The sequence below is a fragment of the Rhodococcus sp. Z6_132 genome (assembly GCF_058133635.1).
In genome coordinates this window covers 317511-330941 of record NZ_JBYUNP010000002.1, presented here as the reverse complement: position 1 = coordinate 330941, position 13431 = coordinate 317511, and the positions used below count along the sequence as shown (strand labels likewise).

The 13431-nt window shown below is 71.4% G+C and carries 13 protein-coding genes and 1 tRNA gene; 8 read left to right on the top strand and 6 right to left on the bottom strand.

Annotation, left to right across the window (positions count from 1 at the left end):
- Positions 1-45 precede the first annotated feature (45 nt).
- Together AC3YO9_RS08205 and AC3YO9_RS08200 are read left to right on the top strand one after the other, a co-directional pair.
- A complete protein-coding gene (locus AC3YO9_RS08205; protein ID WP_127783507.1) occupies positions 46-987 on the top strand; it encodes a mechanosensitive ion channel family protein in 942 nt (313 codons plus the stop codon).
- Positions 984-1394 (top strand): globin, encoded by a 411-nt coding sequence (locus tag AC3YO9_RS08200; RefSeq protein WP_127783508.1) that lies wholly within the window; start codon positions 984-986, stop codon positions 1392-1394. The genes AC3YO9_RS08205 and AC3YO9_RS08200 overlap by 4 nt, the downstream gene beginning before the upstream one ends.
- Before the next feature lie 22 nt (positions 1395-1416).
- Here the strand turns inward: AC3YO9_RS08200 and AC3YO9_RS08195 are convergent, their stop codons facing one another.
- From AC3YO9_RS08195 to AC3YO9_RS08175, 5 genes are all read right to left on the bottom strand, one after another.
- On the bottom strand, positions 1417-2100 hold the full coding sequence (locus AC3YO9_RS08195; protein WP_489982828.1) for a DUF8185 domain-containing protein: 684 nt from the start codon (positions 2098-2100) through the stop codon (positions 1417-1419).
- Positions 2093-2569: an acyl-CoA thioesterase gene (locus tag AC3YO9_RS08190; protein ID WP_127783509.1), complete on the bottom strand. Its 477-nt coding sequence runs from the start codon at positions 2567-2569 to the stop codon at positions 2093-2095. Before AC3YO9_RS08190 ends, AC3YO9_RS08195 begins: the two co-directional genes overlap by 8 nt.
- Positions 2570-2785: 216 nt before the next feature.
- The gene (gene ettA / locus AC3YO9_RS08185; protein ID WP_127783510.1) at positions 2786-4465 is read right to left on the bottom strand and encodes an energy-dependent translational throttle protein EttA; all 1680 of its coding nucleotides are present in this window, start codon (positions 4463-4465) and stop codon (positions 2786-2788) included.
- Between the two features lie 91 nt (positions 4466-4556).
- Positions 4557-5084, bottom strand: coding sequence for a single-stranded DNA-binding protein (locus tag AC3YO9_RS08180; protein WP_489982827.1), 528 nt, complete (start codon positions 5082-5084; stop codon positions 4557-4559).
- Positions 5085-5293: 209 nt separating this feature from the next.
- Positions 5294-7306 (bottom strand): bifunctional copper resistance protein CopD/cytochrome c oxidase assembly protein, encoded by a 2013-nt coding sequence (locus tag AC3YO9_RS08175; RefSeq protein ID WP_489982826.1) that lies wholly within the window; start codon positions 7304-7306, stop codon positions 5294-5296.
- Positions 7307-7525: 219 nt separating this feature from the next.
- On the opposite strand from AC3YO9_RS08175, the gene AC3YO9_RS08170 reads away from it, so the two are divergent.
- From AC3YO9_RS08170 to AC3YO9_RS08150, 5 genes are all read left to right on the top strand, one after another.
- Positions 7526-7987, top strand: coding sequence for a hypothetical protein (locus tag AC3YO9_RS08170; RefSeq protein ID WP_164860641.1), 462 nt, complete (start codon positions 7526-7528; stop codon positions 7985-7987).
- A gap of 89 nt (positions 7988-8076) precedes the next feature.
- Positions 8077-8150: transfer RNA gene (locus tag AC3YO9_RS08165), tRNA-Arg, on the top strand.
- A 124-nt stretch (positions 8151-8274) separates the two neighbouring features.
- Positions 8275-9204: a metal ABC transporter substrate-binding protein gene (locus AC3YO9_RS08160; protein ID WP_127783514.1), complete on the top strand. Its 930-nt coding sequence runs from the start codon at positions 8275-8277 to the stop codon at positions 9202-9204.
- Positions 9201-9947: a metal ABC transporter ATP-binding protein gene (locus AC3YO9_RS08155; protein ID WP_489982825.1), complete on the top strand. Its 747-nt coding sequence runs from the start codon at positions 9201-9203 to the stop codon at positions 9945-9947. Before AC3YO9_RS08160 ends, AC3YO9_RS08155 begins: the two co-directional genes overlap by 4 nt.
- Before the next feature lie 41 nt (positions 9948-9988).
- Complete coding sequence (locus tag AC3YO9_RS08150) at positions 9989-10831, top strand: metal ABC transporter permease (RefSeq protein ID WP_489983443.1); 843 nt, start codon at positions 9989-9991, stop codon at positions 10829-10831.
- On the opposite strand, the gene AC3YO9_RS08145 is transcribed toward AC3YO9_RS08150, so the two are convergent.
- A complete protein-coding gene (locus AC3YO9_RS08145) occupies positions 10815-11378 on the bottom strand; it encodes a DUF308 domain-containing protein (RefSeq protein ID WP_489982824.1) in 564 nt (187 codons plus the stop codon). The two genes, AC3YO9_RS08150 and AC3YO9_RS08145, sit on opposite strands and share 17 nt — an antisense overlap.
- Positions 11379-11693: 315 nt before the next feature.
- On the opposite strand from AC3YO9_RS08145, the gene AC3YO9_RS08140 reads away from it, so the two are divergent.
- Entirely contained in the window at positions 11694-13373 is a 1680-nt protein-coding gene (locus AC3YO9_RS08140; protein ID WP_127783517.1) for an AMP-binding protein, read from the top strand.
- The last annotated feature ends 58 nt before the right edge of the window (positions 13374-13431 follow it).

Here is a 13431-nt window from a genome sequence, read left to right as displayed (position 1 = left end):
CTGAGGTCCTCAAGATCATCGGCGCTCGTCGTTACAGTGACGTGAATGTCTCCACTTCCTGCTGACGTCGCCCTGTCCGAGTTTTCCGCGACCTGGCTGGTCCACAAGCCGATCGCCATCGCGGTCATCGTGGTGGTCGCGGTGGTCGTGCGGTCGCTGGTCCACCGCTCCATCGACCGGCTGACCCGCGAGCCCGATCCGGACAAGGCTCCCCTGCTGCTCCGCCCGCTCAAGGAGCGCAGCCGGGAGGCGGTGGCGCGCAACCTGACCAACTCGGTGATGCGCGAGCGGCGCAACCAGCGCGCCAAGACCATCGGCTCGGTGCTGAAGTCCTTCACCTCGGTGGCGGTGCTGTCGCTGGCGGCGGTGCAGGTGCTCGACCAGCTCGGGGTGAACATCGCCCCGCTGCTGGCCTCCGCCGGCATCGTCGGCGTGGCGCTCGGCTTCGGGGCGCAGAACCTGGTGAAGGACTTCCTCTCCGGCGTCTTCATGATCCTGGAGGACCAGTACGGCGTGGGGGACGTGATCGACGTGGACGAGGCGGTGGGCACCGTGGAGTCGGTGGGGCTGCGCGTCACGACGCTGCGCGACTACCAGGGCACCGTCTGGTACATCCGCAACGGGACGGTCACCCGGGTGGGCAACATGAGCCAGGACTACGCCGTCGCCGTGGTGGAGATGCCGCTGGCCCACAACGCCGACGTCGACCAGGCCTCGGAGGTGACGCTGGCCACGGCCAAGAAGGTGCTCGCCGAGGAGCGCATGAAGGCGGCGGTGCTGGGCGCCCCGGAGGTGCTGGGCGTGAGCAAGGTGACTGCCGACACCGTCACCTTGCGGATGACCGTCACGGTGCGGCCGGGCAGGCAGTGGCTGGTGGAACGCGCGCTGACGCAACGCATCCTGGAGGCCTTCGACGAGGCGAAGGTCCGGGTCCCGTTCCCCCGGGGCAGTCTGGCCAAGATCGAGTCGGAGCTGCAGGCACAATGAGTGCCGTGCCTGAGACGAGTGAGCCCCGCAGCTTCTACGACGAGGTCGGCGGTCACGAGACGTTCCGCGACCTGGTCGCAGAGTTCTACGCGCACGTGGCCACCGATCCGGTGCTGCGCCCGCTGTACCCGGAGGAGGAGCTCGGCCCGGCCGAGGTGCGCTTCCGGATGTTCCTGGAGCAGTACTGGGGCGGGCCACGCACCTACTCCGAGCAGCGCGGCCACCCCCGCCTGCGGATGCGGCACTTCCCGTTCACCATCGGTGCCGCCGAGCGCGACGCCTGGTTGCGGTGCATGAAGATCGCCGTGGACTCCATCGGCGAGGACCGCCTGGACGCCGAGCACCGCGCGGCCCTGCTCGCCTACTTCCACGCGGCGGCCGAGACCATGGTAAACAGCCAGACCTAGCCGCGCAGCGCCGGCGGCGAGCTCAGCCGAGCAGCAGCGGGATCTGCGGGTGACGGCGGCGCAGCACCGAGCCGTACCGCGCGTCCAGGCGCAGCCAGCCGTCGGTCACCCGCACCCGCACCGGGTCGTCCCCGGCGCCGTTGTCGAGGAAGCCCATGCCGCTGAGCGCGAAGACCACCCGCAGCGGCACCCCGACCTCGTCGTGCTCGCCGCGGACGGTGAGCACCTCCTGGTCGAGCAGCGACGCCGGTGGACCACCGCGCGGCCCCGGGTTGTCACGGGCCAGCTCCACGCCGCGCTCCACCAGCTGGTCGATGACGTGGGCGGGCACGTCGTCGACGTGTCGAAAGCCGGTGGCCGGGGGCAGCGCACCGGGCCACTCCGCGTCCAGGGCGCTGCCGGGGTCGACGGCATCGCTGCGCAGCACCGCCAGGGCGGTGAGCAGCTCCCGGGCCTTGACCGTGGTGTCTCGGGGCGCCACGGTGCCGGTGACCGAGCGGGCCACGATCGCGTCGAACCCGGTGGAGGCCCACACACCCACCGTGCCGTCGTCGCGCGAGCGCAGCCGCACCAGGGACGAGGAGTCCAGCCGCACCGCGCGGCCGACGAAGCTGGCCAGGTCGTCACGCTCGGTGGGGTCGGGGACCCGCAGCGCGCGGCCGGGGCCGCTCACCGCGGTGGCGCCGTACGGGGCCCGCTCACTCACGTCGCCACTGCTGCAGCGTGGCGCGCTCCACCTCGCTGAGCCGCCGCGGGCGCTGGGCGGCGATGTCGAAGGCCACGATCTGCGTGCTGGCGGTGACGGCCGGGCGGGTGGACTCGTCCTCGCCACGCGGACGCAGCTCGTAGCAGAGGGTGAAGTCGGCGGCGCGCAGGCGGGAGACCCACATGAGCACCTGCAGCGGGGAGTCGTCGTGCACCAGCTGGCGACGGTAGCTGACCTGCAGCTCGGCGACCACGGCGCCGGCCCCCAGCGTGCCGCTGGGTGAGCCCGGCTTGAAGACGGTCTCGACCCGCGCCTCCTCGAGGATGGTGACGGTGCGGCTGTGGTTGACGTGGCCGTAGGCGTCCATGTCCGACCAGCGCACCGGGACGTCGATGCGCACCCCGGGCAGGGCAGGCGGAACCGCACTCCCGTCCGAGCCTGCGGGCGTGCCCGTCGTCGGAGCACTCATTGCTGCCTCCACTCGTCTGCGCACGTCCCTCACGCAGGTCGTCTCACGCGCCCGGTCCCCCGCGCGAACTCATCGCGCACCACTGCGCGCTGCCCGAGGGCGACGCACCGACGCGCCGTCCCCACGGCTTCCGCGGCTGATCTTCGCACCCGCGGGGCGAGCACCACCACTGTCCTGTGCCGGCCCGCGCCTCCGCGGGCCGGCACAGGGGGCAGATCAGTCCCGGGTGAGGCGGCGGTGCGTCACCCGGTGGGGACGCGCCGCGTCCGCGCCGTAGCGCTCGATCTTGTTGGCCTCGTAGCCCTCGAAGTTGCCCTCGAACCAGTACCAGGCGGCGTCGTTGTCCGACAGCCCACCCTCCCAGGCGAGGATGTGGGTGCAGGTGCGGTCCAGGAACCACCGGTCGTGGGAGATGACCACGGCGCAGCCCGGGAACTGCTCGAGGGCGTTCTCCAGCGACCCGAGCGTCTCCACGTCCAGGTCGTTGGTCGGCTCGTCCAGCAGGATCAGGTTGCCGCCCTGCTTGAGGGTCATGGCCAGGTTCAGCCGGTTGCGCTCACCACCGGAGAGCACCTCGGCCTTCTTCTGCTGATCGTGGCCCTTGAAGCCGAAGGCGCTGATGTAGGCGCGCGAGGGCATCTCGGTCTGGCCGACCACGATGTAGTCCAGGCCGTCGGAGACGACCTCCCAGACGCTCTTGTTGGGGTCGATGCCGGTGCGGTTCTGGTCGACGTAGCTGAGCTTGACCGTCTCGCCGATCTTGACGCTGCCGGAGTCCGGCTCCTCCAGACCGACGATGGTCTTGAACAGCGTGGTCTTGCCGACGCCGTTGGGGCCGATGACGCCGACGATGCCGTTGCGGGGCAGCGTGAAGGACAGGTCCTTGATGAGCAGCCGGTCCTCGAAGCCCTTGTCCAGGTGGTTCACCTCGACGACGACGTTGCCCAGACGCGGCGGGGCAGGGATCTGGATCTCGTCGAAGTCGAGCTTGCGGGTCTTCTCCGCCTCGATCGCCATCTCCTCGTAGCGCGCCAGGCGGGCCTTGCCCTTGGTCTGGCGGGCCTTGGCCCCGGATCGCACCCAGGCGAGCTCGTCCTTGAGGCGCTTCTGCAGCTTCTGGTCCTTCTTGCCCGAGACCTCCAGGCGAGCGGCCTTCTTCTCCAGGTAGGTGGAGTAGTTGCCCTCGTAGGGGTACAGGTGGCCGCGGTCGACCTCGGCGATCCACTGCGCGACGTGGTCGAGGAAGTACCGGTCGTGAGTGACGGCCAGGATGGCGCCCGGGTAGGCAGCGAGGTGCTGCTCCAGCCACAGCACGCTCTCGGCGTCGAGGTGGTTGGTGGGCTCGTCGAGCAGCAGCAGGTCGGGCTTGCTCAGCAGCAGCTTGCACAGCGCCACGCGGCGCTTCTCACCACCGGAGAGGTGGACGACGGACTCCTCCGGCGGCGGGCAGCGCAGCGCGTCCATCGCCTGCTCCAGCTGGGAGTCGATCTCCCACGCGTCAGCGTGGTCGAGCTTCTCCTGCAGGTCGCCCATCTCCTCCATCAGCTCGTCGGAGTAGTCGGTGGCCATCAGCTCGGCGATCTCGTTGTAGCGCTTGAGCTGCACCATGGTCTCGCCGAGGCCCTCCTCGACGTTGCCGCGGACAGTCTTGGTCTCGTCGAGCTCGGGCTCCTGCATGAGGATGCCCACGCTCGCACCGGGGGCGAGGAACGCCTCACCGTTGCCCGGCTGGTCCAGTCCAGCCATGATCTTGAGGATGCTCGACTTGCCGGCGCCGTTGGGGCCGACGACGCCGATCTTTGCCCCGGGGTAGAACGACATCGTGACGTCATCGAGGATGACCTTGTCGCCGTGCGCCTTGCGCACCTTCTTCATGGTGTAGATGAACTCAGCCATACCCGCCAGCCTAGTGGTGCCAGCGGCGCCGGCACACCTCGCCCGACGGCGCCTCCACCCCGCCGTCCTCGGCGGGGCGGAGGCCGCTCGGTCAGACGGTGGCCAGCTCGTGGGTGTCCTCGCCCAGCGCCGCCCCGTCCAGGTCCACCCTTGCCCGGTAACCGTTCTCGCTCTCCGCCCGGTCGTCGCCACCCGCGGCACCACCGGCGTGCGGGTCGGTCAGTGGGGCGCCGTCGGGGGCGCCGGCGTCGCTCCCGAGACGGCGAGTGTTGTCGATCACGGCCACGCAGCGGGCCAGGTCCGGCCCCACCGTGCTGGCGTCGAGCTCCAGGCTGGAGCGCCGGCCGCCCTCCTCCATCCACTCGCGGGTGTAGAGGCGACCCACCACGATCACCGGGTCGCCCTTGCCCACCGCCGCGCCGACGCCCTTGACCAGGCGTCGCCAGCAGGTGACGTTGACGTAGAGGCTGTCGCCGTCCACCCACTCCTGGGTGGCGCGGTCCAGCCGGCGCTCGTTGCAGGCCATCCGGAACTTGATGAAGGGCGCACCCTCGGCGGTGTGCCGGCGGTACGGGTCGGTCACCACGGTGCCCACCAGGGTCACGGTCGTCTGGGTCATTGCTCGGGTCCTCACTGCTCGGCCCGCCAGAGCTGCAGTGGATTGCCGCTCCTGGTCGGTCCCCGGCCGCCGTCGACCGGTGAGATGACCCTGCGCCCGCGCTGCCCCCCGGACCAGGTACCGCGCGGGTGCTGTGTACAGCCGGCGTGGCTGTGCACCAGCTCCCCGCCCGGCGGCAAAGCTGTCGGTGCGGTGTGCCGACCCGGACGTCAGTGCAGCTGCTGCTCCTGGTCACGACGCCGGAGCTCGGCGAACATGTTGTTGTGCGCCTCCAGCTCCGCGTCGTCGTCGCGGTCGGCCACCCGGTCCACCCGCTTGGCGGTGCGGGAGTCCTCCCGCGACCACTGCACCAGCAGGGCCACCATCACCAGCATCAGCGGCACCTCGCCCGCCGACCAGGCGATGCCGCCGCCCAGGCGCTGGTCGCCGAGCAGGTCGCTGTTCCAGGTGAGGCCGAGGGTGCGGTAGTGGGCCGCGGCCACGATGGTGGAGGAGCCCATCAGGATCACGCCGAAGAAGGCGTGGAAGGGCAGCGCCGCGAAGACCATGCCCAGCTTGGCCACCGACGGCAGCTTGCGCGGCGCCGGGTCGATGCCGATGGCGACCCAGTAGAAGAGGTAGCCGGAGATGAGGAAGTGAGCGTTCATCGCCACGTGCGCGGAGTGGTACGGCACCAGCACGTCGAAGAGCCCGCCCAGGTACAGCGCGTAGAAGCTGCCGACGAACATCAGCAGCGCGAACACCGGGTGCGTGATGATCCGGGAGAAGCGGCTGTGCAGCGCCGTGAGCAGCCACTCGCGCGGTCCGGGCGGTGCGCCCGCGGGCGAGGTGGGCAGCGCCCGCAGCGCCAGCGTGACCGGTCCGCCCAGCACCAGCAGCACCGGCACCAGCATGGAGAACACCATGTGGGCGCTCATGTGCGCGCTGAACGACGCCATCGCGTACTTGCCCAGGCCGGAGGAGCTGACGAACAGCAGCGCCACGCAGCCCAGCAGCCAGGCCACCGTCCGGCCCACCGGCCAGGCGTCGCCCCTACGGCGCAGCCGCACCACGCCCCAGACGTACATGCCCGCCAGCACCAGCGCAGCGGTGCCGTAGACCAGGTCGAAGCGCCAGCCGGTGAGCATCTCCTGCACGCTGAACGGGTTGGGCAGGTTGTAGCCCAGCGCGACCTCGCTCACGGTGGGCACCGCGCCGCCCTGCGGCGGCGGGGTGCGGCTCAGGCCGATGGCCAGACCCACGGTCGCGGCCAGCAGCACCACCTCGATGGCGGCCAGCCGCAGGAACGGGGCCCGGTTGGTCGGGTCGGCCTGCAGGGCGGCGACGGCGTGCCGACGCTGCAGGTAGCCGAGGACGCCCAGGGCGAGCAGGGCCACGGCCTTGGCCAGCACCAGCACGCCGTAGGTGGTGGTGAACAGGTCGGACAGCGGCAGCCGGACGGAGGCGTTGATCACGCCGGTCACGGCCATCACGCCGAAGCAGACGAGGGCGACCTTGGAGAAGCGCCGCACGGCGAGGTCGGCGAGCTCACCGCGGTGGTAGCCGTGCAGCAGCACCGCCACCAGTCCGCCGGCCCACAGCGAGGCCGCGACCAGGTGGAACACCAGGCTGTTGGCGGCCACGTCGTGCGAGCCGCCGGCCGAGGAGTGTCCAGACAGCCCCAGCGGCACCAGCGTGAGCAGGCCCAGCGCCAGCAGCGCCGGCGTCCAGTGCCAGCGCAGCACCACCCGGCAGCCCACGGCCAGCAGGAACGCCAGCCCGGCGGTCCACGCCCAGGCCCGGGTCACCTCCACCTCGCCCACCAGGTCCCACATCAGGGCGGGGTCGAGCGCGTCCTTGAGCGGCTGGCCCGAGGTGTCGGAGAGGGTGAGCGGCACGAGCAGCAGCGCCGAGATGCACCACACCGTCGCCGCGACGGCGGCCACCCGCATGGCGCGGTAGCCATCGACGGAGAGCACCCCCGAGCGCTGCGGCGGCACGAAGAACGCGGCCAGCAGGATGCAGCCGATGGCCAGGACCGCCGAGGTCTCCCCCACCGCGCGCACGATCGGCAGCCCGTAGGTGGTGAGCACGCCGGGGTCGGGCAGTCCGAGCAGGGACAGTGCCTCGGTGGTGGAGAGCGCGGCCAGCGCGGCCGCGACCACCGCGGCCACCACGCCAGCAGCGAGCAGCACTCCGCCGGGGCGTTGCGTGGGTGGGGTCGAGGTGTCCTGCGAGGCCATGGCTGCCAGCGTAGGAGCACTCGCTGCCCACAGCCGCCCCAGGTCGATACCCTTGCCGCTGTGCGCAGGCGGAGGACGGGGGCTCTGGCGCTGCTCGCCGCCCTGCTCAGCGTCGCGGCGTGCTCACAACCGGTACCGGGCACGCCGATACCGGCGGTGTCAGCCCCCTCCTCGACGGGGCCCACGTCACCCAGTGACAGTGCCCACACGCCGGAGCTGGTGAGCAGTGGCGCCCACCTGTCCACGCCGAGGCAGGCCGACGTGGTGCCCCCCTGCAGCATCGCCGCCGAGGCGCAGGTGGTGAGCACCCTGGGCGCGGTGACCGGACCGCCGGCCCCGCTGCCGGGCACGCCCAGCAGCTGCGTGTGGCCCCTGCTGGGCGGCAGCGAGTCCGGCTTCCTCACCGGCTACGGGGTCTCCTTCACCGACGTCGCGGCCACCCACCCCGCCGAGCAAGGTGGGCTGGAGCGCGCCACCGACGGCAACAGCACCTGGTTGTGGTGCGAGCGCTCCGAGGCACGGCAGACCATCACCTGCGGCGCCGCGGTGGCCATCAGCGCCGAGCGCACCTTCGTCACCGGCCTGGTCCGCCCCGTCACCGTCGATCGCACCACCACGACGGTGCTCGCCGAGCTCCAGAAGATGACCATCCCGCTGCTGCGCTCGCTGCCGGCCATCTAGAGCGGGCGCCGTGGAACGGCACCGCCCCGCGCGGGTCCACCCGGGACCCGGCGGAGGGCGCTAGGCTCCCTGCGTCCGTTCGCGGGCACGCCTCCGTAGCTCAGGTGGATAGAGCAAGGGCCTTCTAATCCCGAGGTCGCAGGTTCGAGTCCTGCCGGGGGCACTCACCCGCACGCACGGGCTCGAGCACTGCCCGGGTGCCCGTCCCGCCTGGTCGCGGGGGTCGCACCGGCGAAGTTCGGCTCGCCTAACTTGCGGGTGCGGGACGCCGAACATACTGTCCCGGCATGCGTGCACGACGTGCCTCGGTGATCGGCTCGGTGCGAGCGCTCACGGCCGTCCTGGTGCTGGCGCTGGCGGGGTGCAGCAGCGCGGCGGGCGAGGAGGCCGACGACCGTCCGACCGTGCTCACCACGTTCACGGTGCTGGCCGACATCGCCCAGAACGTCGCGGGCGAGCACCTGCGGGTGGAGTCGATCACCAAGCCCGGCGCGGAGGTGCACGGCTACGAGCCCACCCCCGGAGACGTCAAGAAGACCGCCCGCGCCGACCTGGTGCTCAACAACGGCATGAACCTGGAGGCCTGGTTCGCGCAGTTCGTCGAGGATCTCGACGTCCCCCACGTGACGGTCAGCGAGGGCGTGGAGCCCATCGACATCGCCGAGGACGACTACCGCGGGCTGGCGAACCCGCACGCCTGGATGTCGCCGCTGAACGTGCAGATCTACGTGGCCAACATGGTCACCGCGTTCAGCGAGCTCGACCCGGCCAACGCCGACGCCTACCGCGCCAACGGAACCGCCTACCAGGCCCGGCTGCAGCTCGTGCAGGACGAGCTGACCTCCGGGCTGGCGGGGCTGCCGCCGCGCCAGCGGGCCCTGGTCACCTGCGAGGGGGCCTTCTCCTACCTCGCCCGCGACGCCGGGCTCACCGAGAAGTACGTGTGGGCGGTCAACGCCGAGCGCCAGGCCACGCCGAAGCAGATCGCCAGCGTCATCGAGTTCGTCCGGAGCAACGAGGTGCCTGCGGTGTTCTGCGAGTCGACCGTCTCGGACGCGCCCATGCGCCAGGTGGCACAGGCCACCGGCGCGAGGCTCGGCGGCACCCTCTACGTGGACTCGCTGTCGGCTGCCGACGGACCCGTGCCCAGCTACCTGGACCTCGTCCGGCACGACACCACCGTCATCGTCAGTGGCCTCACGGGGGCGGCCCGATGAGCACGCCGGCCATCGAGGTGGACGAGGTGACGGTGCGCTACGGCGAGGTCCTCGCCCTGGATCGCGCCACCCTCAGCGTGGCGCCCGGCCGGGTGTGTGGGCTGGTCGGGATGAACGGCTCCGGCAAGTCCACCCTGTTCAAGGCCGTGATGGGCATCGTCCGGCCGGAAGCCGGTCGGGTGCTGCTGCACGGCAGCACCCCTGCCCAGGCCCGTCGGTCCGGCGTGGTGGGCTACGTCCCGCAGAGCGAGGACGTCGACTGGGCGTTCCCGCTGTCGGTGCGCGACGTGGTGATGATGGGCCGCTACGGACATCTCGGCCTCACCCGCCGACCCCGCCGTGCCGACCACCAGGCGGTGGACGAGGCGCTGGAGCGGGTGGAGCTCAGCGAGCACGCCGGACGCCAGATCGGGCGGCTGTCCGGCGGGCAGCGCAAGCGCGCCTTCGTCGCCAGGGGGATCGCCCAGGACGCCACGGTGCTGCTGCTCGACGAGCCCTTCGCCGGGGTGGACAAGCGCACCGAGGCGACCATCACCCGGCTGCTGCGCGAGCTCGCGGGGGCAGGCACCACCATCCTGATCTCCACCCACGACCTGCGCGCCCTGCCCGGTCTCGCCGACGAGGCGGTGCTGCTGCGCCAGCGGGTGCTGGTGCAGGGCGACCCGCGAGAGGTGCTGCAGCCGGCCAACCTGGCCCGGGCGTTCGGCTTCGACGTCCTGGACCGGCTGGAGACGACCACGTGACCGCCCACGAGCTGTTCCTCGAGCCGCTGACCTACGGCTTCATGACGCGGGCGCTGGCCACCACGGTCGTGTCCGCGGTGGTGTGCGCCGTCCTCTCCTGCTGGCTGGTGCTGGTGGGGTGGTCGCTGATGGGTGACGCGGTCTCGCACGCGGTGCTGCCCGGGGTGGTCATCGCCTACGTCCTGGGTGCGCCGTTCGCTGTGGGTGCAGTGGTCTTCGGGTTCCTGGCGGTGGCCCTCATCGGCGTGGTGCGCGACACCAGCCGGATCAAGGAGGACGCGGCCATCGGCATCGTCTTCACCACCCTGTTCGCCCTGGGCCTGGTCCTCATCTCGGTCACCCCGAGCCAGACCGACCTGAACCACATCATCTTCGGCAACCTGCTGGGCGTCAGCCGCGCGGACCTGGTCCAGGTGGCGGTGCTCGGTGCGGTGGTGCTCACCGCGCTGGTGCTCAAGCGCCGGGACTTCACCCTCTACGCCTTCGACCCCGTCCACGCCCAGGCCATCGGGCTGCGTCCACGGGTGCTGGGCGCGGTGCTGCTGGGTCTGCTCGCCCTGACCTGCGTGGTCGCCCTGCAGGCGGTGGGGGTGATCCTGGTGGTGGCGATGCTCATCATCCCGGGAGCCACCGCCTACCTGCTCACCGACCGCTTCGCCCGGATGCTGCTGGTCGCGCCCACCATCTCGGTGCTGTGCTCGGTGACGGGGCTGTACCTCAGCTACCACCTGGACACCGCCTCCGGCGGGATGATCGTGCTCAGCCAGGGGGCTGTCTTCACCCTGGTCTACCTCTTCAGCCCCACCCACGGCGTCCTCGGTCGTCGCCTGCTGGCTGCCCGGCGCCGCACACCGGTCACCGACCCCGTCAGAGCCGTCGGATGACCAGCGCGATCTCCACCACGCCGATGACCAGCAGGATCCAGCCGGCGGTCTGGGCCAGCGTCACCAGGCTGAGCAGGCTGATGCTCGCCAGCACGATCACCCCACCGAGCACGGAGAGCACGCCCATCACGAACGGGATGCTGGTGAGCTCCCCGCGGGCGCCGAGGCCGAAGGAGATGCCGCTGATCCCGGCGATGATCCAGCCGACGCCGAGGATGGCCACCAGGGTCTCCAGCGAGGAGAACGGGCTGGCGATCAGCAGGACGCCGGCCACCATGGCCAGCACGCCCAGCAGCGCCCCCAGCACCCGCAGCGCCGTGGGCGCCACCAGCAGCGCCGCGGCCTGCACCGTGCGCCAGGCCCCGAAGATGATCAGCTGGACTCCCAGCAGCACCGCCAGCACCACCAGGGTGGCGGTGGGCCACACCAGCACGATCAGCCCCACGGCCACCGTCGCCACGCCGGCGAACACGCCCAGCGAGCGGGCCACCCTGCGGGCGGACGACACCTGCCGCCGAAAGATGTTGTTGGCCTCTGCAGACGACATCGCGGGGCCTCCCCCAGGTGCTGGACGCGCGGCAGCCTTCCTCGACGGTACCCGCGGCAGCACACCGCTGAGCCGGACCGGGGTTGCGTCAACCGGTTACCCTCATCCGGTGATCAGCGTCATCGCTCCGATGTGGAGCCGACGCTTGCGGAGGACCCGCACTGGTCGCCTCACCACCACCGAGGCCGTCCGCCCTGATCCGGCCGCGCCCCCCACGACCTGGGCCATCGGGCGCCGCCGGTGGGATCGACCACTACCGATGACTGCTGAGCCGTCCCCATCGGCCCCCACACCAACGAGGTAGGCGCGCGGAACATGGACCTGTCCAAGGCAAAGATCGCGGCACGACTCGCGGAGACCAAGACGTTGGCGCTCGGCCTGGTGCCGGTGGCCCAGTCGGGCATCATCGCGCCGATGCGCCCGGACCGGCTGGCGCGCGTCGCCGCTGCCTGGGTGCGGTGGGACTTCACCCCCAGCTCCCTGCTGGCCATCTCCGCGCGCCGTGCCCCCGATCGCGTCGCCGTCATCGACGACAGCGGTGAGCTCACCTACGGCCAGCTCGAGGCCGACGTGATGGCCCTGGCCCGCAGCCTCAGCCGCAGCGGGGTGGGCACCAAGAGCCGGGTCGGCGTGCTCTGCCGCAACCACCGCGGCGTGCTGCAGGTGCTCGGTGCGACCGGTCGGGTCGGCGCCGACCTGGTGTTGCTCAACACCGGCCTGTCCGGCAAGCAGCTGGGTGACGTGCTCACCGAGCAGAAGATCACCGTGCTGGTGGCCGACGGCGAGTTCGCCGAGGTGCTGCCCGACGACATCGACGAGCGGCAGCGCTCCGGTGACCTCCGCCTTGTCGGGGCGGTGGACGGGCTCAAGCTGGGCTCGGACGTGGAGACCGTGGACGACCTCATCGAGCGCTCCCCTGCCGACGTCACGCTGCCCACCCGTCCCCGGCGCGGGCGCACCGTGGTGCTGACCTCCGGCACCACCGGCACGCCCAAGGGCGCGCACCGGCCCGAGCCGCGCAACTGGATGCCCGCCGCGGCGGTGCTCTCGCGCATCCCGCTGCGCAGCGGCGAGACCACCGTGGTCGCCGCGCCGATGTTCCACACCTGGGGGTTCGCGGCGCTGCAGCTGAGCCTGGCGCTGGGCTCCACCATGGTGCTGCGGCGCAAGTTCACCCCGGCCGAGTGCCTGGCCGACGTGGAGCGGCACCAGGCAAAGGCGCTGTTCGTGGTGCCGGTGATGCTGCAGCGCATCCTCGAGCTGCCCGAGGACCAGCGTCGTCACGACACCTCCAGCCTGCGGGTGATCGCGGCCAGCGGGTCCGCCCTCGGTGTCCCGCTGGTGAAGAAGGCGCTCGAGACGTTCGGCCCGGTGCTCTACAACCTCTACGGCTCCACCGAGGTGAGCTGGGTGTCCATCGCCCAGCCCCAGGAGCTGCAGGAGCACCCCTCCACCGCCGGGCGGCCCCCGCTGGGCACGGAGGTGGAGATCCTCGACGACGAGGGCAAGGAGGTGACGGGTGACACCGTGGGCCGGGTGTTCGTCGGCAACGGGATGCTGTTCGAGGGCTACACCCGCGCCGGGGAGGACAAGGAGATCGTCCGCGGCCTGATGAGCACCGGCGACCTGGGCCACCTCGGCGACGACGGGCTGCTCTACATCGACGGGCGCTCCGACGACATGGTGGTCTCCGGCGGGGAGAACGTGTACCCCGGCGAGGTGGAGGACCTCATCAACGCCCTGGACGGGGTGCGCGAGGTGCTCGTGACCGGTGTGGACGACGAGAAGTTCGGGGCGCGACTGGCTGCCTACGTGGTGCGGGAGGGCGACGACGGCTCGGTGCACGCCGACTCGGTCCGCGAGCACGTCAAGAAGCACCTGGCCCGCTTCAGCGTGCCGCGCGACGTGGTGTTCCTGGATGAGCTGCCCCGCAACGCCACCGGGAAGATCGTCAAGCGCGAGCTGCCGGACTCGCAGGAGAAGTCGGAGCAGTAGCCCGCTTCGTGTATCCCCCGTCACACCTGCGGCGCTAGGTTGGTCCCCGTAGTCGTCG

Excerpts from the sequence above, each read along its gene's own strand:
- AC3YO9_RS08205 (WP_127783507.1), top strand. The coding sequence starts at position 46 with ATGTCTCCACTTCCTGCTGACGTCGCCCTGTCCGAGTTTTCCGCGACC.
- AC3YO9_RS08200 (WP_127783508.1), top strand. The coding sequence starts at position 984 with ATGAGTGCCGTGCCTGAGACGAGTGAGCCCCGCAGCTTCTACGACGAG.
- AC3YO9_RS08190 (WP_127783509.1), bottom strand. The coding sequence starts at position 2,569 with ATGAGTGCTCCGACGACGGGCACGCCCGCAGGCTCGGACGGGAGTGCG.
- ettA (WP_127783510.1), bottom strand. The coding sequence starts at position 4,465 with ATGGCTGAGTTCATCTACACCATGAAGAAGGTGCGCAAGGCGCACGGC.
- AC3YO9_RS08180 (WP_489982827.1), bottom strand. The coding sequence starts at position 5,084 with ATGACCCAGACGACCGTGACCCTGGTGGGCACCGTGGTGACCGACCCG.
- AC3YO9_RS08175 (WP_489982826.1), bottom strand. The coding sequence starts at position 7,306 with ATGGCCTCGCAGGACACCTCGACCCCACCCACGCAACGCCCCGGCGGA.
- AC3YO9_RS08160 (WP_127783514.1), top strand. The coding sequence starts at position 8,275 with ATGCGTGCACGACGTGCCTCGGTGATCGGCTCGGTGCGAGCGCTCACG.
- AC3YO9_RS08155 (WP_489982825.1), top strand. The coding sequence starts at position 9,201 with ATGAGCACGCCGGCCATCGAGGTGGACGAGGTGACGGTGCGCTACGGC.
- AC3YO9_RS08150 (WP_489983443.1), top strand. The coding sequence starts at position 9,989 with ATGACGCGGGCGCTGGCCACCACGGTCGTGTCCGCGGTGGTGTGCGCC.
- AC3YO9_RS08145 (WP_489982824.1), bottom strand. The coding sequence starts at position 11,378 with ATGTCGTCTGCAGAGGCCAACAACATCTTTCGGCGGCAGGTGTCGTCC.
- AC3YO9_RS08140 (WP_127783517.1), top strand. The coding sequence starts at position 11,694 with ATGGACCTGTCCAAGGCAAAGATCGCGGCACGACTCGCGGAGACCAAG.